The following is a 22,095-nucleotide window of genomic DNA, read 5'->3' as shown; positions in this document are numbered from 1 at the left end:
CGGGCCGGTCCCGGCTCAGCCCGACCAGACGGCCGCCGCCTGGGAGGCGTGCTCCTCGGCCTGCACGAGGCCCGCCCGCGCGGCCGGATCCCGCCGCGCCGGGTCGAGTACGTTGCGCCCGAAGGCTTTGCGGGCGGCCTGCGACGGGGTGATCAGCAGCACTCGGGCGCCCGCCTCGCGCAGGCGCGCGGCCTGTGCGTAAGGCGAGGGGACGAGCCCGGAGCCGAGCGCGATGGGGGCGATGACCACCACACGCCGGTAGCCTGCGGCCAGGTCGGCGTTGGTGGCGGAACGGACGCCTCCGTCGATGAAGCGACGCCCGCCGACGGTCACCGGCGGCCACACCCCGGGCACGGCGCAGCTCGCCGAGACCGCGTCGACCAGCCCGGCCCCGCTCTCCCGGTCGAAGTCGGCGGGCTCACCGCTCAGCGCGTCCACCGCGGTGACGACGAACCGCCGGTCGGCGGGCCACTCGTGCGAGACCAGCCGGGACGCGAGCACCTCGCGCCGCGCGGCCTCCGCCCCGGTGTCGGCGGCCAGTGCCATGGCGCCGACCCGCTGCCGGTAGGCCGTCGCGTCGCGGCGCGAGCGCGCCATCGCGACGGCGTACCGTGCGATCAGTCCGGCCCCCAGCTTCGCCGCGATCTCCCCGGCGGCGTCGCCGAGCTGGCGCTCGTACAGCTCCTGCGCGGTGAGCAGCCCGGAGGTGAGCTGGGCGCCGACCACCGAACCCGCCGAGGTGCCGACGACGAGGTCGGCGGTGGCGAGGTCCACTCCCGCGCGGGCGAGCCCGTACAGGATTCCGCACTCCCAGCCGATGCCGGTCAGTCCGCCACCGCCGAGCACCAGTGCCGTGTCGCCGCCCATGTCCGCCCGCCCCTCCTTGCATGCCTGTGGTGACGGCAGTCTGACGCACCCAGCCCGCCGTCACCACAGACGGGGCCCGGATCAGTCCGCCCGGGTCACCCCAGTACGGCCGTCACCGTGCCCGCGCCGACGGTCCTGCCGCCTTCGCGAATCGCGAAGCCGAGCCCCGACTCCAGCGGGACGTCCCGCCCGAGCTCGACGGTCATGGTGACCGTCTCCCCCGGCCGGGCCACGCCGGCCTCCCCCAGGTCCACGTCCCCCACCACGTCGGCGGTGCGGACGTAGAACTGCGGCCGGTATCCGGTGGCGACCGGCGTCGTACGGCCGCCCTCGCCGGTGGAGAGCACGTACACCTGCGCCGTGAAGCGCCGCTTCGGCGTCACGCTGCCGGGAGCGGCCACCACGTCGCCACGGCGCACCTGGTGCCGTTGGACCCCGCGCAGCAGCAGCGCGACGTTGTCCCCCGCCTCGGCGGACTCCATCGGCTTGCCGAAGGTCTCCAGCCCGGTGACCACGACCGGGTCGGACGCTCCGTCCGCGCCGAGCATGCTCACGCGGTCGCCGAGCCGGATGCTGCCCCGCTCGACGGCGCCGGTCACGACGGTCCCGCGTCCGGTGATGGTCAGCACGTTCTCCACCGGCAGCAGGAACGGCGCGTCGGTGTAGCGCACCGGGGTCGGCACGTACGTGTCCACCGCGTCCAGCAGCGCCTGGATCGCCCCGGTCCACCGCGGGTCGCCCTCCAGCGCCCCGAGCCCGGAGACCCGTACGACCGGCGCGCCGTCACCGCCGTAACCGTGCGCGGTGAGCAGCTCGCGGACCTCCAGCTCGACCAGGTCGGTCAGCTCGGGGTCCCCCGCGTCCGCCTTGTTGAGTGCCACCACGATGTGGTCGACGCCGACCTGCCGGGCGAGGAGTACGTGCTCGGCGGTCTGCGGCATGACCCCGTCGAGCGCGGAGACCACGAGGATCGCCCCGTCGAGCTGCGCGGCGCCGGTGACCATGTTCTTGACGTAGTCGGCGTGGCCGGGCATGTCCACGTGCGCGTAGTGGCGGGTGTCGGTCTCGTACTCGACGTGCGTGAGGTTGATGGTGATCCCGCGCCGGGCCTCCTCGGGGGCCCGGTCGATGCGGTCGAAGGGAACGAAGGAGGCGCCGCCGCGCTCGGCGAGGACCTTGGTGATGGCGGCGGTGAGGGTGGTCTTGCCGTGGTCGACGTGACCCATGGTGCCGATGTTGAGGTGCGGCTTGGTGCGCACGAAGGCCGTCTTGGCCATGATCTCTTCCCGTGGCTCGAAGCTGGAACGGGACCCCTGAATCGAGCCGACCCTCCCCTGCGGGGTCCGCCGGACGATCCGGGAAGGGTCAGCTTCGTGCGCCGTCGAATGCGGCGAAGGGGAATGCCTCTGCGGGAACAGTGACAGCGAATGCGGCAGCCTTCGGCGCGTCCGCGACTGCGGACGGTGCGACGGGGAAGGCGTACCGGGACATGCCCCTGATCCTGCCGGACCGCCCCGGGCCCGTCGAATGAATTTCCGCGCGCTCAGAGGTTCTTGAGCGCCTCGCGTACGGACAGCGGGGACAGGGAGCCGCGTTCGTCCTCGACGAAGGCGCGCACGGCGGCGGGGTCCGTCTTCGCGTACTCCCGCAGGCACCAGCCGATGGCCTTGCGGACGAAGAAGTCCGGGTGGTCCGCCCGGCGGCGGCAGTAGCCGAAGAGCCGGCCCGTGTCGGTGGCGGACTTGAAGCGCAGCTGGTGGAGCAGGGCGGTGCGGACCAGCCAGAGGTCCTCCTCGCCGATCCACTCGTCCATCACCGCCGCCAGCGCGGGGTCGGCCGCCACCAGCGGGCCCACCGTGTGCGCGGCCAGCAGGTCGACCGTGTCCCACCACGGGACGGTGGTGATCAGGTGCCGGGCCACCGGCAGCAGGCCGGAGGAACACCGGGAGACGTGCCGGCGCAGGTAGTCCACCGCGAAGTAGTGGTACTCGCGCTCCGGCAGCCGCCAGCAGCGCAGCGCGAGCGCCGCGCAGTCCGCCTCCGACGGCCGCGGTGTGTCCTTGGTCACTGCCTTGGACAGCTCGCGGCGCAGCGGGGTGGGAATGCCGAGGAAGGGGGCGACGTCCTTCATGTACGTGGTCATGGCCCGGGCCCGCGCGGGGTCGGCCGCCGCCGCGTACTCCTCGGTCAGCCGCTCCAGGAGGGTGTCGGCGAGGGCGCTGCGCGGCACGTTCGAAGGTCGCCGGTCGTTCGACAGCATGAGGCCCAGATTACGGCGGTGCGCCACACCGGTCGGCTAGTCTCCCGGGATGTCCCTCCTCCTCGCGCCGTGGACCCGGCTGTCACTGCTCGTCGTGCTGCTCGTGGCGGCCGGCGCGTGCGTGCTGCTGTACGAGCCCCAGCGCATCCTGTCGCAGGGGTGGCCCCCGGGGTTCCCGGTGGGGGCGGCGGTCCTGTTGTTCGCCGCCGGGTACGGCGTGTGTGCGGCGGCCTTCGTCCCGCGCCCCCTGCTCAACCTGGCCGCGGGAGCGGTCTTCGGCACCCAGTTCGGCCTCGTCGCGGCGGTCGGCGGCACGGTGCTCGGCGCCGCGATCGCCTTCGGGCTGGGGCGGATCATGGGCCAGGAAGCCCTGCGCCCGTACGTGCGCGGCCGCTGGCTCCAGGCGGCCGACGGGCAGCTCAGCCGGCACGGCTTCCGTTCGATGCTCGCCGTGCGGCTCTTCCCCGGGATGCCCTTCGTGGTGGCCAACTACTGCGCGGCGGTGTCCCGCTGCGGCTGGCTGCCCTTCCTCGGCGCCACGGCGCTCGGGGTCGTCCCGAACACCGCGGCGTACGTGATCGCGGGGGCCAGCGCCTCCTCCCCCGGCTCGCCCGCGTTCCTCGTCTCGTTCGGCTTCATCGTGGTCTCGGTGGTGGCCGCCGGGGTGGTCGCGTGGCGCAAGCGGCACCGTCTGGCACCCGCCCGGATGCCCGCAACGACGTACGAACTGACGCCTCAGCACCCCCCTGTGGTCAGTGGTGCTTCGCACGGGCCCTAGCATCGGACCCGAACTGCCCGACGATCACAAGGACGAGCGCACCCCGACATGAGCTGGTTCGAATCCCTAATCCTCGGTCTCGTCCAGGGGCTTACGGAGTTCCTCCCGATCTCCTCCAGCGCCCACCTGCGGCTGACCGCGGCGTTCGCCGGCTGGCACGACCCGGGAGCGGCCTTCACCGCCATCACGCAGATCGGCACCGAGGCCGCCGTACTGATCTACTTCCGCAAGGACATCGCGCGGATCGTCTCCACCTGGTTCCGCTCGCTGTACACGTCTGCGCTGCGTTCCGAGCAGGACGCGAAGATGGGCTGGCTGGTGATCGTCGGCTCGATCCCGATCGGCGTCCTCGGCCTCACCTTCAAGGACCAGATCGAGGGCCCGTTCCGCGATCTGCGGCTGACCGCCACCACCCTCGTCGTGATGGGCATCGTGCTGGGCGTCGCCGACCGGCTGGCCGCCCGCGACGAGGAAGGCGGGCGCCACCGCGCGGTCCGCGAGCGCAAGACGCTGAAGGAGCTGGGCGTCAAGGACGGCCTGATCTTCGGTGTCTGCCAGGCGATGGCCCTGATCCCCGGCGTGTCCCGGTCCGGCGCGACGATCTCCGGCGGTCTGCTGCTGGGCTTCACGCGCGAGGCGGCCGCCCGCTACTCCTTCCTCCTCGCCATTCCGGCCGTGCTGGCCTCGGGCGTGTTCGAGATCAAGGACGTGGTCGAGACCCCGGGCCACATCTCCTGGGGGCCGACCATCTTCGCGACGGTCATCGCCTTCTTCGTCGGCTACGCGGTCATCGCGTGGTTCATGAAGTTCATTTCCACCAAGAGCTTCATGCCGTTCGTGATCTACCGGATCGTGCTGGGCATCGCCCTGTTCATCCTGGTCGGGACGGACGTGCTGAGCCCGCACGCGGGTGAGTCCGGCTCCTAGCAGGCCCCCCACTTCACCGCTTCGCGTGAACCGGAGGCCGCTCGGGAACGTTCCCGGGCGGCCTTTGCGTCGTTGTCCCTGCAGAGACCTGAAGGCAGAAGCAGGGGGTGTCCCATGGGTCGCGTGGTTCTGGAGCGTTTTCCGGCCGGAAGTCCGAGGGGTAGCTGGCCCGCCGAGGAGTACGCCGCGCAGCGGATGCGCGAGGGAGTGCCGGCCGAGGTGGTGATGGATCTGGACAGCGACGCGTTCCTCGTCGTGGTCCGGCAGCGGGAGGCGTATTCCGGTCACTGAGGGGCCCGGGAGAAGATCCCGCCGGCGCACGCCCCCTTGGCCTCCTGACCCGCCAGCCCCACACTGACCCGATGACGCAGCGTGTGGACCTCGCCACGGTAATGGACCGGCTGGCGATCGACGAGGTGGTCACGGGGTACGCGGTGGCCGTCGACGACGGCGACTGGGCGGGGTACCGCGCCCTGTTCACCGCCTCCGGGCGGGCCGACTACAGCTCCGCGGGCGGGATCGAGGGCCCGGCCGGGGAGGTCGCCGACTGGCTCGCGGAGACGATGAAGCTGTTCCCGGTGCGTCAGCACCTGATCGTGAACCGGCTGATCCGGCTGGAGGACCTGGGCGGTTCACCCGGCGACAGCGCCGAGGTGCGGGCCGACTTCCTCAATCCGATGCGTCTCGAAGGAACGGACGGCACCGTGACGGACGGCGCCGCGGCGGACAGGACTGTGACCAGCGGCACCGTGACGGCGCCCAACTTCGTCGCCGCCGGGCGGTACTCCTTCGCGCTGGCCCGCACCCGCGACGGCTGGCGGCTCACCCGCGTCACCGTGCACGAGAAGTGGCGGCACATCTCCGCCTGACTGCCACACTGGAAGCGGAGGCGCGCCATGGTCCCGATCCGTGCCCGTTGGTCCCCACGGTGGCGTACGCCCGCCGCCGTCGCCGCCGGGGCGCTGCCCGCCCTCGCCTTCCCCGCGCCCGCGCTCTGGTGGTTCGCCTACGTCGCCCTCGTGCCCTGGATGCTGCTGCTGCGGTCGGCTCCCGCAGGACGGCGGGCCGCGCTGGAGGGCTGGCTCGGCGGTGCGGCCTTCATCGTCGCCGTCCATCACTGGCTGCTGCCCAGCCTGCACGTGTTCCTGGTGCCGGTGGCCGCTCTGCTGGGCCTGCTCTGGATCCCCTGGGCCCTGCTGGTGCGGGAGTTGCTCGGCGGTGTCCCGTCGGCGGGACGTACGGGCGCCGCGCTGGTCCTCGTACCGGCCGCGTGGCTGCTGTCGGAGCTGGCGCGGTCCTGGCAGGGGCTGGGCGGGCCGTGGGGGCTGCTGGGGGCGAGCCAGTGGCAGGTAGCGCCCGCGCTGCGGCTGGCCTCGGCGGGCGGGGTGTGGCTGGTGAGCCTGCTGGTGGTGGCGGTGAACTGTGCGCTGGTGCTGCTCGTCGCGGTGCCCGGGGCGCGGGTCCCGGCGGTGGCCGGGGTGACGGGGTGCGCGGTGCTGACGGGAGTGGTGTGGCTGTGGGTTCCGCGCCCCGAGGTGTCGGGCGGGCTGCGCGTGGCCGTCGTGCAGCCGGGGCTGGTGGCGGACGGTCCGGACAGCGCGGAGCGGCGGTTCGCCGTCGGGGAACGGCTCACCCGCGACCTGTCCGGGCGGCCGGTCGACCTGGTGGTGTGGGGCGAGAGCAGCGTCGGCGGGGACCTGGCGGCCCGCCCGGACCTGGCCGGACGGCTGGCTTCGCTGTCCGCGCAGGTCGGGGCTCCGCTGCTGGTCAATGTGGACGCACGGGGGGCCGACAGCCCCGGGATCCGCAAGAGCGCGGTACTGATAGGCCCCGAAGGCCCCACCGGCGACCGGTACGACAAGATGCGGCTGGTCCCGTTCGGCGAGTACATACCGGCCCGGGCCCTGCTCGGCTGGGCCACTTCGGTCGGCAAGGCGGCCGGTGAGGACCGGGTGGCGGGTGACGCACCGGTGGTGATGAACCTGCCCGGGCGGCCGGACGGCCGGCCCGGCGTCCGCGTCGGCCCGCTGGTCTGCTTCGAGTCGGCCTTCCCCGACATGAGCCGGCACCTGGCCCGCGAGGGAGCCGCCCTCCTCGTCGCCCAGTCGGCGACCTCCAGCTTCCAGGGCAGCTGGGCCCCGGCCCAGCACGCCTCACTGGCCGCGCTGCGGGCGGCCGAGACCGGCCGCCCGGTGGTGCACGCCACCCTCACCGGCGTCAGCGAGGTGCACGGCCCCTCCGGGGAGCGGATCGGCCCCGCCCTGCCCACCTCCGCGAGCACGGCGCAGGTGTACGAGGTCCCGCTCGCCCGGGGCGCGACCCTCTACGTCCGCTTCGGGGACTGGGCGGTGGCCGCGGCCCTCGCCTCGCTGGCGGCCTACTGCGCGGTGGAGGGCGCCCGAACGCTCAGGAGGCCTGCGCCAGAGCCGAGCTCACCACGCGCTCGCACAGCTCGTGGGTGAGCAGCGCGTCCCGCGCGCTGAGCGTCCTGCCCGCCTCGACGGCCACCAGGAAGGCGTCCACGACCTGCTCGATGCCGCGCTGGCGCGCGACCGGCACCCAGTCCCCACGGCGCCGCACGGTCGGCTGGCCCTTGTGGTCGATGACCTCCGCGAGGTTGACGACCTGCCGCTTGGTGTCCTGTCCGGACACCTCCAGGATCTCCTCGGTGGAACCGGACAGCCGGTTCATGATGCCGAGCGCGATGAAGCCGTGACCGGACAGCTGGAGCACCACCTGGTGCATCAGTCCCTCCCGCACCACGGCCCGTACGTCGATGTGGTCGGCCTCGCCGGGCAGCAGGAAGCGCAGGGTGTCGACGACGTGGATGAAGTCGTCCAGCACGAGCGTGCGCGGGTCCTCGGGCAGCCCGACGCGGTTCTTCTGCATGACGATCAGTTCGCGCGGGTGGTCGGCGCACTGCGCGTAGCCGGGCGCGTAGCGGCGGTTGAAGCCGACGGCGAGTGAGACCCCGCGCTCCTCTGCCAGTTGCACGAGCCTCGCCGAGTCCGCGAGCTCGTACGCGAGCGGTTTGTCCACGTACGTCGGCACTCCGGCCTCCAGCAGCCGCCCGACGATCTCGGGGTGGGCGGCGGTCGAGGCGTGCACGAACGCCGCGTCGAGCCCTTCGGCGAGCAGCGCGTCGAGATCGGTGTGCAGGCGCCCGGCCGGGATGCGGTGGACCGCGCCGACCCGTTCCAGCGTGGCGGGGGTGCGGGTCTGCAGGTGCAGCTCGACGCCCGGGCGGGTGGTGAGGACGGGCAGGTACGCCTTCTGCGCGATGTCGCCGAGTCCGATGCAGCCGACCTTCACCGGGAGCCTCCTGTTTCGTTCCTTGAGGGACTCCGGCAGCTTAGCTGCGGCCGATCCGGACTTAATCCCTGGTGGCGGGGGCGGCGTTCGCCGAGGATGTCCCCCATGACCACCAGTTCCGGATCACATCGCAATGAGCCTTCCCCCACCGCCGACGAGCGCGGCATGCTCGACGGCTGGCTCGACTACCACCGCGCGACCCTCGCCTGGAAGTGCGAGGGGCTCCAGGACGAGCAGCTGCGCCGCAGCCCGCTCCCGCCCTCGGAACTGAGCCTGCTGGGCCTCGTACGGCACATGGCCGAGGTGGAGCGGTACTGGTTCCGGGAGATCATGCTCGGCGAGGAGCTTCCCGAGCTGTACTGCACGAGCGAGGACCCGGACGGGGACTTCCACTTCACCGGGAAGGACACCTGGGCCGAGGCGGAGCAGGTGTGGCAGACCGAGGTCGAGCTGGCGCGCCAGGCCGCTGCGGGCCGGTCGCTGGACCTGCTGTCGGACGCCGAGAGCCACCACCGGGGCGAGGTGTTCAGCCTGCGCTGGGTGTACACCCACATGATCGAGGAGTACGCGCGCCACAACGGCCACGCGGACCTGCTGCGCGAGCAGATAGACGGAGCCACCGGCGACTAGCGGGTGCTGCGTCACCCGTGCGGGGTGAATATGGGCTGCGGGTTTTCGCAACGTGGTCCTCGCAGAGCAGAGTTGCGCGAGTGCACCCAACCCGAACCACGACGAAACTGCTGCTCGGAGTCGCCTGTGCGGTATCGGCCGTCTCCGGCTGTGTGAATGTGAGCCCCGCCCCCGGGCGGCCGGGGGCGGCGGCTCCCTCCGCGGGGCTGCCGCCGCACCACGAACCGCGCGGCGGGCCGGGAACCGCTCCGGTGATCATCCAGGCACCTGCCCTGGAGGCGTTGGAGGCGGCCCCGGAGCAGTCGGCGCGGCCCGCGGGCCCCGCCCCCGCCGGGCGGTCCGCCGAGCGCACCGCCGAGCGCACCGCCCAGGGCGCCTCCGGCGGGCCCCTGGAGGCCGCGCCGCCGGTGCCGGACATCCCGGAGCCCCGCAGGCCCGCCGAACCCGTCGCGGGCCGTCAGGAAGGCGGCCGCGGCCGCCCGCACGGCCCGCGGCCCGGCGCCGCGGTGGAGCGTGAGTTGGTGCGGGAGCTGCCGGTGCGGCCCGCCGACGTGTGCGCGCTGGGCCGCAGGCACGGGCGATGGCACCCGGACAGCCCCGAGGCCCGCATCTGCGCGGGCCTCCACGGGGACTGATCCGCTTCCGGGCCGGCCGGATCAGGGAGACTGTTCCGGGAACGGCCGGGGACCCCCGCCCGGTTCCGCCGCGAGCCGCCGCTCCAGCCGGGCGATGGCGGCCCGTACACCGTTGCCGTACCCGTCGTCGGGCAGCGCGCCCGTGGCGGCCCGGGCCCGCGCCAGGTGGACGCGGGCCGCCTCCGGCCGCTGGAGCTTCACGTAGTCGGCGGCCAGGCTGAGGTGCAGGGACGGGTAGAACGCCCGCATCGACCGATGGGGCTCCCGGTGTGCGGGCGGCCCGTCGCGGAGTTCCTCGGCCGCGCCGAGGGCCCTCAGGTCCCAGGCCAGTTCGTCGGCGGGCTCGTCCTGGGCGTCGGCCATGTAGTGGGCGAGCGTGCACCGGTGCAGGGCGTCGCCCTGCTCGCCGATCTCGGACCAGATCGCCCCGAGCCGGTTGCGGGCCTCCTCGCGGTCCCCGGCGTGCAGCAGGATGACCGCCTGGCCGATCCTGGTCATGACGGCGTCCTCCGACGCCTCCTGCTGCTGCTCCGTCACCGCGGCCTCCGGCTTGCTCTGCGCCAGACCTGCTCCGGTCTGATCGTCAAGAAGCTAACCGGAGGCACCGGCATTGGTGCCGAGGCGCGGTGGGCCGTCAGCCGAGGTCCGGGATCCGCCAGTCGATCGGCTCATGGCCCTGGGCGGCGACGGCCTCGTTGATCTGCGTGAAGGGCCGGGAACCGAAGAACTTCTTGGCCGACAGCGGGGAGGGGTGGGCGCCCTTGACGATCACGTGCCGCTCCTCGTCGATCAGCGGGATCTTCTTCTGGGCGTAGGCGCCCCACAGCACGAAGACGGCCGGGTCGGGGCGCTCGGACACGGAACGGATCACCGCGTCGGTGAACTTCTCCCAGCCCTTGCCCTTGTGCGAGTTGGGCTCGCCCTCACGGACGGTGAGCACCGCGTTGAGCAGCAGGACGCCCTGGCGGGCCCACGGCATCAGGTACCCGTTGTCCGGGACGGGCAGGCCCAGCTCCTCCTTCATCTCCTTGTAGATGTTGCGGAGCGAGGGCGGGGTCTTGACCCCGGGCCGGACGGAGAAGCACAGGCCGTGGCCCTGCCCGGCGCCGTGGTACGGGTCCTGGCCGAGGACCAGCACCTTCACCTGGTCGAAGGGAGTGGCCTCCAGGGCCGCGAAGACCTGCTCGCGGGGCGGGTAGACCGGCCCGTTCGCCCGCTCCTTCTCGACGAACTCCATGAGTTCCTTGAAGTAGGGCTGGTCCAGCTCCCCGCCGAGGACGGGGAGCCAGGACTCGGGCAGCATCTGGGTCACGGCGACAACCTCCGGTACAAGTTCGATTCAACTGCCCAGAACCTACCGGGGGCCACTGACAACGCCTCAGCCGCCCGCTTCGGTGAAGCGGCTACCAGCTGGTCTTGCGGTAGAACTCCCACATCTGCATGACGGTCTGCGGGTCCAGCGCCCGCTCGGCGCCCGCGATGTCGTCGCGCGCGGCGACGTACAGCTTGCCCTGCCACAGGGGCAGCAGCCGGACGTCCTCGGCGAAGATCTGCTGCGCCCGCTCGAACTCGTGGACGCCGGCCGAGCGGTCACCCTCGCGGCGGGTCTTCGGCAGCAGGTCGGTCAGGATCTCGGCGGGCTCGTACGGGGTGCCGACCGCGTTCTCCTTGCCGACGAACGGCGCGATGAAGTTGTCCGGGTCCGGGAAGTCGGGGAACCAGCCGCGGCCGAAGACCGGGTACTCCTGGCCCTTGTAGCCCTCCTGGAAGGCCTTCCAGGGCTGGCTGCGCAGCGTGATCTTGAAGAGCAGGCTCTCGTCCAGCTGGCGCTTGAGCTCGGTGAACTCGTCGGCGGTGGAGGAGCCGTACCGGTCCGTGGTGTACCAGAGGGTCAGCTCGACCGGCTGGTTGATACCGGCGTCCCGAAGGATCTTCTTGGCCTTGGCGATGTCCGAGTGGCCGTACTTGTCGTAGAACGGCGTCTTGTGGCCGACGACCCCCTTGGGAACCATCGAGTACAGCGGCTCGGCGGTGCCCTGGTAGACCTTGGAGACGAGGACCCCGCGGTCGACGATCTGGGCGATGGCCTGGCGGACCGGGAGCTTGGCGACCACCGGGTCCTTCGGGTTGAAGACGAGGTAGCGGATCTCGGCGCCGACGTTCTCGACGACCTGGACGCCCGCCCCGTGCGACTCGGGGCTCTGCAGGTCCCTGACCTCGGCGGCCGACAGGCCTCGGTAGGTGGCGTCGATCTCCTTGGCCTTGAGCGAGGCGAGCATCTTCGTGGAGTCCGCGAAGTAGCGGATGGTCACGCCCTTGTTGCGGCGGTTGGCGAAGCCCGCGTAGCTCTCGTTGTTGCCGAGGACGGCCTCGGAGCCCTCCTTGTACGAGTCGAGCACGTACGGGCCGGAACCGGTGACCTTGCCGTCCTCGCGGACCTTGTCGGCCGGGTACTCCTTGGGCGCGACCAGCGAGGCGGCGGGCGAGCCGAGGACGAGGGGGAAGGTGGCGTCCGGGGTGTTCAGGTGGAAGACGACGGTCAGGGCGTCCGGGGTCTCGATCTTGTCGAGGCTGCCGAAGAGGTCCTTGGGGCCGACCTTGGAGCCGATGGTCCGGATCCGGTCGAGGGAGTGCTTGACCGCCTTGGCGTCGAGCGGCTCCCCGTTGGAGAACTTCAGGCCCTTGCGCAGGGTGCACCGGTACGACTCGTTCGCGGCATCCGTGAACTCGCAGCTCTGGGCGGCGTCCGGCTGGGGCTTGGTGGCGCCCGTGGGGAAGGCCAGCAGAGTCTGGTAGACGTTCCGGTACAGCTCCCAGGAGCCGTCCCATGCCGCCGCGGGATCGAGGGTGCTCGGTGCGCTCGTCGTACCGACGACGATCCTCTTCGCGTCGTCGGCGCCCTCATCCGAGAGCAGGCCGCAACCGGCGAGCAGGGATATGGACGCAAGGGCCGCAGTGATCTGCAGGCATCTGGTCCGGTTGAACACGTGCACGCTCCTCGATCAGCCAGGGGTGCGGCAGACCCTACCGCAGTGCCCCACAAATCCAATGGGTTGGTTTCGTGGGGCACATGACCGGTTCCGTGCCCATTCGGTATGCATTTACCTCCCTATCGGAGGTAAATCCGTCCGACTATCGGTCAGTGCACACCGGCATTGAGGAACATTCCCCCGTCGACGACGAGAGTTTGCCCCGTGATCCATTCCGCTTGTGCAGATGTAAGAAATGCGGTGGCCCCTCCGATGTCCTCCGGGGCCCCGAGCCGGCCGAGCGGATAGGCGGCCGAGGCCTCCTGCTCCCGGCCCTCGTAGAGCGCCTGCGCGAACTTCGTCTTGACCACCGCGGGCGCGATCGCGTTGACCCGGACCCCGGGCGCCATCTCGTGGGCGAGCTGGAGCGTGAGGTTGATCATGGCGGCCTTGCTCATCCCGTAGGCGCCGATGAAGGGCGACGCGGAGACGCCGGCGATGGAGGCGATGTTCACGATCGCCCCGCCGTTGTCCTTCTGCCAGGCGTGCCAGGTCTGCTGGGCGAAGCCGAGCGCCGAGATCACATTGGTCTCGAAGACCTTGCGCGCGACTCCGAGGTCCAGGTCCGCGATGGGGCCGAAGACCGGATTGGTGCCGGCGTTGTTCACCAGGAAGTCCACGCGGCCGAAGGCCTCCATGGTGCGCTCGACGGCGACGGCCTGGTGGGCCTCGTCGTGCGCCTTTCCGGCCACCCCGATCACCCGGTCGGCGCCGAGCCTCTCGACGGCCTCCTTGAGGGCGTCCTCGTTGCGCCCGGTGATGCACAGCCGGTCGCCCCGCGCGAGCAGCGCCTCGGCGATGCCGTAGCCGATGCCCCGGCTCGCCCCGGTGATCAGCGCGACCTTGCCACTGTCGACGCCGTTTTCCTTGCTTTCCGTCATGGCCGTACGCCTTGTCTCTCGTGGACTCGTCAGTTGAGCGGGCCGCCGGCCACGTACATGACCTGGCCGGAGACGAAGCCTGCGGCCTCGCCCGTGAAGAAGGCGATCGCGTTGGCGATGTCGTCCGGGCGCCCGACGCGCTGGACGGGGATCTGGGTGGCGGCGGCCGCCTGGAAGTCCTCGAAGCCCATGCCGACGCGGGCGGCCGTCTGGGCGGTCATCTCGGTGACGATGAAGCCCGGGGCGACGGCGTTGGCGGTGACGCCGAACTTGCCGAGCTCGATGGCCAGGGTCTTGGTGAAGCCCTGCAGACCGGCCTTGGCGGCGGAGTAGTTGACCTGGCCGCGGTTGCCGAGCGCCGAGCTGCTGGAGAGGTTCACGATGCGGCCGAACTTGGCCTCCACCATGTGCTTCTGACAGGCCTTCGACATCAGGAACGCACCGCGCAGGTGGACGTTCATGACCGTGTCCCAGTCGGTCTCGCTCATCTTGAAGAGCAGGTTGTCGCGCAGCACGCCCGCGTTGTTGACCAGGATGGTCGGGGCGCCGAGCTCGCTCGCGACGCGCGCGACGGCCGCTTCCACCTGCGCGCCGTCGGAGACGTCGCAGCCGACCGCCAGGGCCTTGCCGCCGGCCGCCGTGATCGCCTCCACGGTGTCCTTGCAGGCCGCCTCGTCGAGGTCGAGTACGGCGACGGCCCGGCCCTCGGCGGCCAGGCGTACGGCAGTGGCGGCGCCGATGCCCCGGGCCGCCCCGGTCACGATCGCTACGCGCTGCTCGGTGGTGGACATGCTGGATCTCCTCGCCCTTGAGAGGCGGCCGCCCAGAGGTGAGCAACCGCTTAGTAGCTTCAGCTGAGGAGACGCTAGGAGCGATGACACTCCGTGTCAACGGGGACGGATCCGGCCCCGTCGGCGCCACGAACGCCGACGGGCCCCGGTCAGCGGACCAGCAGGTCCAGCAGCCGTTCCACCTCGGCGGCGGGATCGGCCGTCAGGCCGGTGTGCACCGGCCCCGGCTGCACCACCGTGCTGCGCGGCGCGATCAGCCACCGGAACCGCCGCCCCGCGTCGTCACCCGCCGCCTGACCGGCGGACTCGCCGCCGGTACAGACGCCCTCCACCCCGTGCAGCGCGGCCCGCACCCCGGCCACGTCGGCCCCGGGATCCAGCACCAGGAGCTTCGTCTCGTCCAGATGGGTGCGCGCCGCCACGTACGAACGCGCCCGGCAGTAGACGATCACGCCGGCGTTGAAACACTCGCCGCGCTCCATCCGGGGCACCACACGCACCAGCGCGTACTCGAACACGTCCCGCTTGGTCACTCGCCGTCGCTCTTCTTCTTGGTCTTGTGGGGCCATTCCGTCAGGTGCTCGGTGAGCCAGCCCGGCGGCTTCTGCGGAGCCTTCACCTCCGCCTCCATCGAGATCCTCTCGTGGATCGTGGCCGCGCGCGGCAGCAGCGCCTCCACATAGGCGCGGCGCAGCGCGTCGGTGGAGTCGAAGCCCGGCTCGTCGACCAGCCACTCGTCCGGGACGTCGGCCGCGACCTCGGTGAGCAGTTCCTCGGTGACCAGCGGTGCGAGCGCTGCGGCGGCGGCCGCGATGTCCGGCCCGACGGGGGCCAGTACGTGGTCGGAGGCGTTGTACGGCTTGGCGGCGGCGGCTTCGGCGGTGGGCCAGTTGTGGTGCCAGATCATGGTGGCGCCGTGGTCGATGAGCCACACGTCCCCGTGCCAGACGAGCATGTTGGGGTTGCGCCAGGACCGGTCGACGTTGTTGATCAGGGCGTCGAACCAGACCACGCGCCCCGCCTCGGCCGGGTCGACCTGGTAGGCGAGCGGGTCGAAGCCGATCGACCCGGGCAGGTAGTCCATTCCGAGGTTGAGCCCGCCGCTGGCCTTGAGCAGCTCCTGCACCTCCTGGTCAGGCTCGCCGAGCCCGATGACGGGGTCGAGCTGCATCTGCACCAGCCGCGGGACCCGCAGGCCCAACCGCTGGGCGAGGCGCCCGCAGATGACTTCGGCGACCAGGGTCTTGCGGCCCTGGCCGGCTCCGGTGAATTTCATGACGTAGGTACCGAGGTCGTCGGCCTCGACGATCCCCGGGAGCGAGCCGCCCTCACGCAGGGGCGTGACGTAACGGGTCGCGATAACTTCGGACAGCATCCGCCCAGGTTACGGCGGTCAGGACGCGGGAGCCCACTGCTTAAGCAGCGCTTCGGCCGTGGTGACGGCGGCCACCAGCGAGAGGGAGTTGCGGATCACCTCGGCGGTGCAGGATGCGGGCACCCCGGCGATGGCGTCGGCCGGGACCACCACCTGGTAGCCGAGGTTCACGGCGTCGAAGACGGTGTTCGGGATGGCGATGTTGGAGGACACCCCGGTGACGACGAGCGTGCGGATGCCGAGATTGCGCAGCAGGGCGTCCAGGTCGGTACCGGCCATCGGGGAGAGCCCGTGCAGCCGGCGGACCACCAGGTCCTGCTCGGCCACGACGATGGGGGCAGCGACCTCCACCGCCCGGCTTCCGGAGAGCTGGCGCACGGGCAGCTTCCCGGCGGCGCGGAACAGCCGCGCGTTGGTGTTCGCCCCGCGACCGTCCGGCCGCCGCTCCGCTACCGCGTGCAGCACCTGCACCCCGGCTCCGCGCGCGGCGTCGGCGAGCGCGGCCACCCGCCCGAGCATCCCGGAGTCCCGGGCCTCCTTCGCGAGTTCGGGCAGGGCGCTCTCCTCACCGACGACGCCGTTCTGGCATTCGACGGTGAGCAGCGCCGTGGTGGCGTTGTCGAGATCCGGCATGGCTCCCCCTGGCGTGACGGCCGTCGACCCCGCATGATTCCTGACACACAGTCAGATGTGAAGGGGCGCGGGACGGATGGACGAGACACGCGTGGACAGGACCCAGCGGCGGGGCCGCCGCATCATGATGAGCGACGAGGAGGTGGACGCCTTCCTGCGCGAGCAGCGCACCTGCCGGGTGGCCACGGTCTCCCCGGACGGGCGCCCGCACGTCGGCGCCCTGTGGTTCGCCTGGGACGGCACCTCGCTGTGGCTGTACTCGATCACGCGCAGCCGGCGCTGGTCCGACCTGCGCGGGGACCCGCGGATCTCGGTGGTCGTGGACTCCGGCGAGTCCTACGACGAACTGCGCGGCGTGGAGCTGTCCGGCAGCGCCGTCTTCGTGGGCGAAGCCCCGCGCACCGGCGAACCGTGCCCGGAGCTGGCCGAGGCCGAGCGGATCTTCCCGGTCAAGAACTTCGGCATCGAGCAGATGCCGCACGACGGGCGGCACGCCTGGATCCGCCTGACCCCGGAGTCGGTCGTCTCGTGGGACTTCCGCAAGCTCTAGAGCCGGATCAGAGCGCGGCGGCGGCCTGCCGCAGCGCGTCGACGGCGGCCCGGATGGAGGGCCGGCGGTCGGCGTCCGCACGCCAGACGGCGTACACGTGGCGGCGTACGGTGTCGCAGACCGGCAGCAGCCGGACCCCGGGCGGCACCGGGCCGCGGCCCAGCTTCGGTGCCACGCACACCCCGAGCCCGGCCTCCACGAAGGCCAGCTGGGTGTGGTGCTCCTCGGCGATGTGGGCGATGCGCGGCTCGATTCCCGTACCACGGAGGGTGAAGACCAGCCACTCGTGGCAGAACTGTCCCTCGTTCCAGGAGATCCAGTCGTCGTCGGCGAACTCGGAGAGGGAGATCTCGGTCCGGTCGGCCAGCCGGTGGGCGACCGGGACCGCGATGTCGACGGAGTCGTCCAGCAGGTGCGTCCGGGTGAGCTCGGCGGGCACCGGCATGCGCTTGTTGTGCCAGTCGATGGCCAGCGCCAGGTCGAGGTCCCCGCGCACCACGGCGGCCATGCTTTCCTCGGGCTCCTGCTCGCGCACCAGCGCCCGCAGGTCCGGATGGCCGTCACGCAAGGCCGACAGGGCCTGCGGCAGCAGTCCGCGCATCGCCGTCGGGAAGGCCCCGATGCGCAGTTCCCCGACGGCGCAGCCCCGCTGGGCCTCCACATCGGCCTGGGCGAGTTCCACCTGGGAGATGATCCGAGCCGCGTGGTCGGCGAGCAGCCGCCCCGCGTCGGTGAGCCGGACCCCGCGCCCGTTCTTGGCCAGCAGGGGCTGGCCGACCTCGCGTTCCAGCTTGGCCATCTGCTGGGACACGGCGGAGGTGGTGACGTGGAGTCCGTCGGCCGCGCCGCTCACCGAGCCGTGGCGGGCGAGGGCGTCGAGGGTACGCAGGCGCTCCAGGTTCAACATGTAAGCGATGCTACGTCGTCACTTCGAGAAAGTCTCGCTTGTCCTACGAAGTTGCTCCGAGCACAGTAAGGGTCATGAGCGCACCCACAGCCCCCCGGCCGACCCTCGCGGCCCCGTCACCGTCCTCCACCACGACCACCCGGCGGGGCGTCCTCCTGGACTGGCGCGTCCGCTTCGCGATCCTCTCGGTCATCTGGGGCTTCAGCTTCCTGCTGATCAAGGTGGGCACGGAGGCGTACGCGCCCTTCCAGGTGGCCATGGGCCGGGTCCTGTTCGGCGCGCTCGCCCTCCTGGCCGTGCTCCTCGTCCGCCGCGAGCCGCTGCCGCGGGGGCTGCGCACCTGGGGCCACCTGAGCGTGGCGGCGCTCCTGCTCAACACCGCCCCGTTCTCCCTCTTCGCCTACGCGGAGCTGAGCATCCCCTCCAGCCTGGCCGGCATCTGCAACGCCACCTCCCCGCTGTGGGGGATGGCGCTGTCCCTGGTCGCCCTGTCCGAGGACCGCCCGACGCGCCGCCGCTTCGCCGGTCTGGGCCTGGGCTTCCTAGGCGTCCTCACCGTCCTCGGCGCCTGGCAGGGCTTCTCCGGGGTCGACGCGAAGGGCACCGCCTTCGCCCTGCTGGCCTCGCTCTGCTACCCCATCGGCTGGATCTACGTCCGCCGTACGCTGGCCGGGACCCCGGGCTCCCCGGTCGCCCTGACCGGCGGCCAGCTCATGGTCTCCACGCTCCAGCTCGGTCTGGTCAGCGCCCTGTTCACCTCGGCCCCGGCCTCGTTCCCGCTCTGGCCGACCCTGTCGGTGATCGCCCTGGGCGCCCTCGGTACGGGCATGGCCCTCCAGATGCAGTACGGCCTGGTCTCGGAGGTCGGCCCGACCACCGCCCAGATGGTCACGTACTTCATCCCGGTCATCGCCACCACGGCGGGCGTCCTGGTCCTCGGCGAACACCTCCACTGGAACACCCCGGTCGGCGCCGCGATCGTCCTGGCGGGCGCCGCCCTCACCCAGACCCGCCCCGCCCCGCACAAGCCCGCCTGACGCCTGCTAGCCCCCGGCGGCCGGATCGCCTTCAACGTACGGGGTTCGGCCGCCTCGCTGGAGCGCTGGGGAGACAGCAACGCCGAACTGCGTTGCACGCCCGGGGCGACTTCGGCCCGGTGAACCGCCGGATGTCAGCCCGCCTCCACCGTCTCTTCGGCGCGGCGATCGCCCCGCGCGGATGCGTCCTCGTCCTCGGCGGGCTGCTCGAACTCGCCTGACCCACCTCGGCAAGGGACCGGCCCGGAACCGCGGTCAGACGTACCGGACCCCCGTCGCCCCCGGCCGGACCGCCGCGGCCACGGCGTCGGCCAGGCCCGGCACCTGCGGCAGCGACAGCTGTGACACCGTCAGCCGCACGCCCGGTCCCGCCTCGACGCGGAACCGGGCGCCGGCGGTCACCGCCCAGCCCGCCGCCAGCAGCCTCGTCACCACACCCGTCTCGTCGGCCACCGGCACCCACACGTTCATCCCGCTCCGCCCGTGCGCCGCCACGCCCCGCTCCCGCAGCGCACCGACCAGCGCGTCCCGCCGCTCCCCGTACGAGCGGGCCACCGCGGCCCGGTCCACCGCGCCCGAGGTCCACAGCTCGACCACCGCGTACTGCAGCAGCCGGCTCACCCACCCCGGGCCCAGCCGCTGCCGGCCCCGTACCCGGTCCAGCGTCACCGCGTCGCCGGTCAGCACCGCCAGCCGCAGGTCCGGCCCGTACGCCTTCGCCGTGGACCGCACCAGCGCCCAGTGCCGGGTGATCCCGCCCAGCGGATGCAGCGGCAGATCCACGATGCCGTGCCCGTGGTCGTCGTCGATCACCAGCACCCCGGGGTGGCGCGCCAGCAGCTCCCGCAGCTCCCCGGCCCGCTCACCGCTCACCGCGGCCCCGGTGGGGTTCTGCGCCCGCGAGGTCACCACGAGCGCCCGCGCCCCGGCCTCCAGGGCCCGCTCCACCGCGTCCGTACGCGGCCCCTCGTCGTCCACCGCCACCGGCAGCACCCGCAGGCCGAGCGCCGGCACCAGGTCCAGCACGCTCCCCCAGCCCGGGTCCTCGACCGCGACCGCGTCCCCCGGCCGCAGGTGGGCGGCCAGCACCCGTTCGATCCCGTCCAGGGCGCCCGAGGTCACCGCCAGCGGCCCGGCCGGCACCCCGTCCGCGTCGAGGTCGGCCCGGGCCAGCCGCGCCAGCTCGGGCACGACCGGGTCCTGCCCGTAGAGCGTCGGCGCCTGCGCGTACCGCCGGGCGGCCGCCGCCAGCGCCCCGTCCAGCGCGGGGAGCAGCGACACGTCCGGATTGCCCTCCGTGATGTCCCGTACGCCCGCCGGCACCGCCATCCGCAGGGCGTCCCGGGGAGCGCTCGACGGACGGGGCCGGACCCGGCTGCCGCGCCGCCCGTCGGTCTCGATGACCCCTCGCTCGCGCAGCGTCCGGTACGCGGCCGCCACGGTGTTGGGGTTCACCCCCAGCTCCGCGGCCAGCTCCCGCATCGGCGGCAGCAGCGCCCCCGGCGCGAGCGCGCCCTCCCCCACGCCCGCTTCGACGCTTGCCGCGATATCCGATGCGCGGCGCCCTGTGATCCGGTAGTCTCCTAGCACAAAAGACATTATGCACTAGTACAACGGAGCCCGCATCATGACCGCCACGCCCGTCACGTCCGAGCCGACCACCGCGACCGCGTACGAGCCCACGGACCGCACGGTGCCGACCCGCTCCCGCGACCGGGCCCGCTACGACCGCGAGACGGTGCACTCGATACTGGACCAGGCATACATCTGCCACCTCGGCTTCGTCCGCGACGGCGCACCGGTGGTGCTGCCCACGCTCTTCGGCCGGGTCGGCGAGGCGCTCTACATCCACGGCTCCACCGGCTCCCGCCCGCTGCTCGCGGCGGGCAAGGCCGACCCGGGCCTGGCGGTCTGCGTGACCGTGACCCACGTGGACGGCCTGGTGCTGGCCCGCTCGGCCTTCCACCACTCGCTCAACTACCGCTCGGTGGTCGTGCACGGCACCGCCTACCAGGTCACGGACGAGGAGGAGTGCCGGATCGCCCTGGACGCCCTCGTCGACCACGTGGTCCCGGGCCGCTCCGCCGACTCCCGGCCGGCCAGCGCCAAGGAGCTCGCCGCCACCGCGGTGATCCGCCTGGACCTGACCGAGGTGTCCGCGAAGCTCCGTACGGGCGGACCCAACGACGACGCCGAGGACCTGGGCCTGCCCTACTGGGCGGGCGTGGTCCCGGTCGCCCCGGTGTACGGGACGCCGATCCCGGCGGCCGACCTGGCCCCCGGGATCGCCACCCCGGACTACCTCGCGGCGCTCTGACCCGACAGGGCGGGACAGGGGACAGACGTCACTCCGGGCCCGTCCGCCGGCCCGTCCCCGGTCCCGCCTGCGGTCCCGTCCGCGGGGCGCCGCCGCTCTGCCGCGATCAGGGCGCCCACCGCCGTGAGCAGCAGTACGGTGCCGAGCACAACGGCGCCGGTCAGCCGCTCACCGAGCAGCAGGACGGCGATCACGGCGGCGCTCACCGGCTCGATCAGCATGATCACGGACACGGTGGCGGCCCGCACGGCGGCGGCCCCGGTGAAGTAGAGCGCGTACGCCAGCGCCGTCGGCACGGTCGCGACGTACAGCAGCAGCCACAGCACCCGCCCGAGTTCGGCGGTGTGTGGCAGCAGCCCCTCCACGGCGGCGAGCGGCAGCAGGCACACCGCGCCCACCGCGACCGACCAGGTGGTGGTGACGAGGGGGTCTCCGCCCGCGCCGCGCCGCCCGAGCGACCGCGCCCGCAGGGTCATGGCCGCGTATCCGGCGGCCGACAGCAGCGCCCACAGGACGCCGAGCGGGCGCACCTCACCGCCCCCGCTGCCCAGCACCAGCACGGCCAGCCCGGCCAGCGCCCCCGCGACGGCGGACACACCGCCCCGGCCGAGCCGCTCGCCCATCCAGTACCGCGCCCCGAGCGCGATCAGCACGGGCCCGGCGCCGAGGGTGACCACGGTGCCGACCGCGAGGCCGGTCTCGCGCACGGCGGCGAAGTACGCGGCCTGGAAGAGGGTGAACATCAGCCCGGTCACGACCAGCGAGCCGGCCGACGGCCTCGTCCGCCCGAGGCCGGGGCGGGTACCGGGCCGGGGCCGGCGTACGGCCAGCACGCCCAGCAGCACCACGAGCCCGCCCGCGCACCGCCAGAACGACAGGGCGAGCGGACCGAGGTCACTGGCGAGGAAGAGGAGTGAGGCGGCCGCCCCGGCGGTGCCCCAGGCGGCTCCGGCGATGACGAGGTACAGCAGACTGCGCCCGGCAGCGGGCGAATGGTTCGACACGTGTGTCTCCGCGCATGCGTGAAGGATGAAAGAAGCAGGTCATCGCTTCGCGGGCAGCGCGCACCCGCCCGGGAACTCCCCGGGCAGGGGTCTCGTTCGAGGAAGTGCCGCCCGCGCTAGGCGGCGGGAGGCGGAAGCACGGTCGAAGGCATGGTCGGCACC

General features: G+C 72.5%; 25 protein-coding genes. 10 read left to right on the top strand and 15 right to left on the bottom strand.

Annotated elements, in window-relative coordinates; translation table 11 throughout:
• Nucleotides 1-15 precede the first annotated feature (15 nt).
• The 3 genes from ACFYOB_RS07215 to ACFYOB_RS07205 all read right to left on the bottom strand — a co-directional run bounded on the left by ACFYOB_RS07215 (nt 16) and on the right by ACFYOB_RS07205 (nt 3,127).
• Nucleotides 16-867: a patatin-like phospholipase family protein gene (locus ACFYOB_RS07215; RefSeq protein ID WP_388555746.1), complete on the bottom strand. Its 852-nt coding sequence runs from the start codon at nt 865-867 to the stop codon at nt 16-18.
• 95 nt (nt 868-962) lie between these two features.
• Complete coding sequence (gene tuf, locus ACFYOB_RS07210) at nt 963-2,144, bottom strand: elongation factor Tu (protein WP_388555743.1); 1,182 nt, start codon at nt 2,142-2,144, stop codon at nt 963-965.
• Nucleotides 2,145-2,410: 266 nt separating this feature from the next.
• Nucleotides 2,411-3,127, bottom strand: a complete 717-nt coding sequence (locus tag ACFYOB_RS07205) for a DNA alkylation repair protein (RefSeq protein ID WP_388555740.1) — start codon at nt 3,125-3,127, stop codon at nt 2,411-2,413.
• A 49-nt stretch (nt 3,128-3,176) separates the two neighbouring features.
• Here ACFYOB_RS07205 and ACFYOB_RS07200 point away from each other — a divergent pair, with 49 nt between their 5' ends.
• The 5 genes from ACFYOB_RS07200 (at nt 3,177) to lnt (ending at nt 7,294) form a co-directional block, all read left to right on the top strand.
• Nucleotides 3,177-3,905, top strand: coding sequence for a TVP38/TMEM64 family protein (locus ACFYOB_RS07200; protein ID WP_388555737.1), 729 nt, complete (start codon nt 3,177-3,179; stop codon nt 3,903-3,905).
• A 48-nt stretch (nt 3,906-3,953) separates the two neighbouring features.
• Entirely contained in the window at nt 3,954-4,832 is an 879-nt protein-coding gene (locus ACFYOB_RS07195; protein ID WP_388555734.1) for an undecaprenyl-diphosphate phosphatase, read from the top strand.
• Between the two features lie 114 nt (nt 4,833-4,946).
• On the top strand, nt 4,947-5,123 hold the full coding sequence (locus tag ACFYOB_RS07190; RefSeq protein WP_388555731.1) for a hypothetical protein: 177 nt from the start codon (nt 4,947-4,949) through the stop codon (nt 5,121-5,123).
• Between the two features lie 71 nt (nt 5,124-5,194).
• A complete protein-coding gene (locus tag ACFYOB_RS07185; RefSeq protein ID WP_388555728.1) occupies nt 5,195-5,701 on the top strand; it encodes a nuclear transport factor 2 family protein in 507 nt (168 codons plus the stop codon).
• A 27-nt stretch (nt 5,702-5,728) separates the two neighbouring features.
• The gene (gene lnt, locus ACFYOB_RS07180) at nt 5,729-7,294 is read left to right on the top strand and encodes an apolipoprotein N-acyltransferase (RefSeq protein WP_388555725.1); all 1,566 of its coding nucleotides are present in this window, start codon (nt 5,729-5,731) and stop codon (nt 7,292-7,294) included.
• Here lnt and ACFYOB_RS07175 read toward each other — a convergent pair.
• Nucleotides 7,239-8,144, bottom strand: a complete 906-nt coding sequence (locus ACFYOB_RS07175) for a Gfo/Idh/MocA family protein (RefSeq protein ID WP_388555722.1) — start codon at nt 8,142-8,144, stop codon at nt 7,239-7,241. The two genes, lnt and ACFYOB_RS07175, sit on opposite strands and share 56 nt — an antisense overlap.
• Nucleotides 8,145-8,249: 105 nt before the next feature.
• Between ACFYOB_RS07175 and ACFYOB_RS07170 the strand changes: the two genes are divergently transcribed.
• On the top strand, nt 8,250-8,774 hold the full coding sequence (locus tag ACFYOB_RS07170) for a DinB family protein (protein WP_388555719.1): 525 nt from the start codon (nt 8,250-8,252) through the stop codon (nt 8,772-8,774).
• Between the two features lie 80 nt (nt 8,775-8,854).
• Nucleotides 8,855-9,409 (top strand): hypothetical protein, encoded by a 555-nt coding sequence (locus ACFYOB_RS07165; RefSeq protein ID WP_388555716.1) that lies wholly within the window; start codon nt 8,855-8,857, stop codon nt 9,407-9,409.
• Nucleotides 9,410-9,430: 21 nt separating this feature from the next.
• On the opposite strand, the gene ACFYOB_RS07160 is transcribed toward ACFYOB_RS07165, so the two are convergent.
• The 8 genes from ACFYOB_RS07160 to ACFYOB_RS07125 form a co-directional block, all read right to left on the bottom strand.
• A complete protein-coding gene (locus ACFYOB_RS07160; protein WP_388556746.1) occupies nt 9,431-9,907 on the bottom strand; it encodes a hypothetical protein in 477 nt (158 codons plus the stop codon).
• Between the two features lie 136 nt (nt 9,908-10,043).
• Entirely contained in the window at nt 10,044-10,712 is a 669-nt protein-coding gene (locus tag ACFYOB_RS07155; RefSeq protein WP_388556743.1) for a uracil-DNA glycosylase, read from the bottom strand.
• 100 nt (nt 10,713-10,812) lie between these two features.
• Complete coding sequence (locus tag ACFYOB_RS07150; protein WP_388555713.1) at nt 10,813-12,396, bottom strand: ABC transporter substrate-binding protein; 1,584 nt, start codon at nt 12,394-12,396, stop codon at nt 10,813-10,815.
• A gap of 152 nt (nt 12,397-12,548) precedes the next feature.
• On the bottom strand, nt 12,549-13,319 hold the full coding sequence (locus ACFYOB_RS07145) for an SDR family oxidoreductase (RefSeq protein WP_388555710.1): 771 nt from the start codon (nt 13,317-13,319) through the stop codon (nt 12,549-12,551).
• A gap of 29 nt (nt 13,320-13,348) precedes the next feature.
• A complete protein-coding gene (gene fabG / locus ACFYOB_RS07140; RefSeq protein WP_383574069.1) occupies nt 13,349-14,110 on the bottom strand; it encodes a 3-oxoacyl-ACP reductase FabG in 762 nt (253 codons plus the stop codon).
• Nucleotides 14,111-14,259: 149 nt separating this feature from the next.
• Complete coding sequence (locus ACFYOB_RS07135; RefSeq protein WP_388555707.1) at nt 14,260-14,643, bottom strand: DUF3037 domain-containing protein; 384 nt, start codon at nt 14,641-14,643, stop codon at nt 14,260-14,262.
• Complete coding sequence (locus ACFYOB_RS07130; protein WP_388555704.1) at nt 14,640-15,485, bottom strand: HipA family kinase; 846 nt, start codon at nt 15,483-15,485, stop codon at nt 14,640-14,642. Before ACFYOB_RS07130 ends, ACFYOB_RS07135 begins: the two co-directional genes overlap by 4 nt.
• Before the next feature lie 18 nt (nt 15,486-15,503).
• Nucleotides 15,504-16,118 (bottom strand): cysteine hydrolase, encoded by a 615-nt coding sequence (locus tag ACFYOB_RS07125; protein ID WP_388555702.1) that lies wholly within the window; start codon nt 16,116-16,118, stop codon nt 15,504-15,506.
• A 91-nt stretch (nt 16,119-16,209) separates the two neighbouring features.
• Here ACFYOB_RS07125 and ACFYOB_RS07120 point away from each other — a divergent pair, with 91 nt between their 5' ends.
• Entirely contained in the window at nt 16,210-16,668 is a 459-nt protein-coding gene (locus ACFYOB_RS07120; RefSeq protein ID WP_328930194.1) for a pyridoxamine 5'-phosphate oxidase family protein, read from the top strand.
• A gap of 7 nt (nt 16,669-16,675) precedes the next feature.
• Here the strand turns inward: ACFYOB_RS07120 and ACFYOB_RS07115 are convergent, their stop codons facing one another.
• Nucleotides 16,676-17,575, bottom strand: coding sequence for a LysR substrate-binding domain-containing protein (locus tag ACFYOB_RS07115; protein ID WP_388555700.1), 900 nt, complete (start codon nt 17,573-17,575; stop codon nt 16,676-16,678).
• A gap of 38 nt (nt 17,576-17,613) precedes the next feature.
• Between ACFYOB_RS07115 and ACFYOB_RS07110 the strand changes: the two genes are divergently transcribed.
• Nucleotides 17,614-18,612, top strand: a complete 999-nt coding sequence (locus tag ACFYOB_RS07110) for a DMT family transporter (protein WP_388555698.1) — start codon at nt 17,614-17,616, stop codon at nt 18,610-18,612.
• 255 nt (nt 18,613-18,867) lie between these two features.
• Here ACFYOB_RS07110 and ACFYOB_RS07105 read toward each other — a convergent pair whose 3' ends face one another.
• Nucleotides 18,868-20,202 carry an aminotransferase class I/II-fold pyridoxal phosphate-dependent enzyme gene (locus ACFYOB_RS07105; protein WP_388555696.1) on the bottom strand — a complete coding sequence of 445 codons (1,335 nt, stop codon included), beginning with the start codon at nt 20,200-20,202 and terminating at the stop codon, nt 18,868-18,870.
• 37 nt (nt 20,203-20,239) lie between these two features.
• Here ACFYOB_RS07105 and ACFYOB_RS07100 point away from each other — a divergent pair, with 37 nt between their 5' ends.
• The gene (locus ACFYOB_RS07100; RefSeq protein WP_388555694.1) at nt 20,240-20,929 is read left to right on the top strand and encodes a pyridoxamine 5'-phosphate oxidase family protein; all 690 of its coding nucleotides are present in this window, start codon (nt 20,240-20,242) and stop codon (nt 20,927-20,929) included.
• Here ACFYOB_RS07100 and ACFYOB_RS07095 read toward each other — a convergent pair.
• The gene (locus ACFYOB_RS07095) at nt 20,911-21,933 is read right to left on the bottom strand and encodes a DMT family transporter (protein ID WP_388555692.1); all 1,023 of its coding nucleotides are present in this window, start codon (nt 21,931-21,933) and stop codon (nt 20,911-20,913) included. The two genes, ACFYOB_RS07100 and ACFYOB_RS07095, sit on opposite strands and share 19 nt — an antisense overlap.
• Nucleotides 21,934-22,095 lie beyond the last annotated feature (162 nt).

The organism is Streptomyces sp. NPDC006463 (assembly GCF_042870715.1).
Taxonomy (GTDB): domain Bacteria; phylum Actinomycetota; class Actinomycetes; order Streptomycetales; family Streptomycetaceae; genus Streptomyces.
This window is presented reverse-complemented; position numbering and strand designations above follow the sequence as displayed.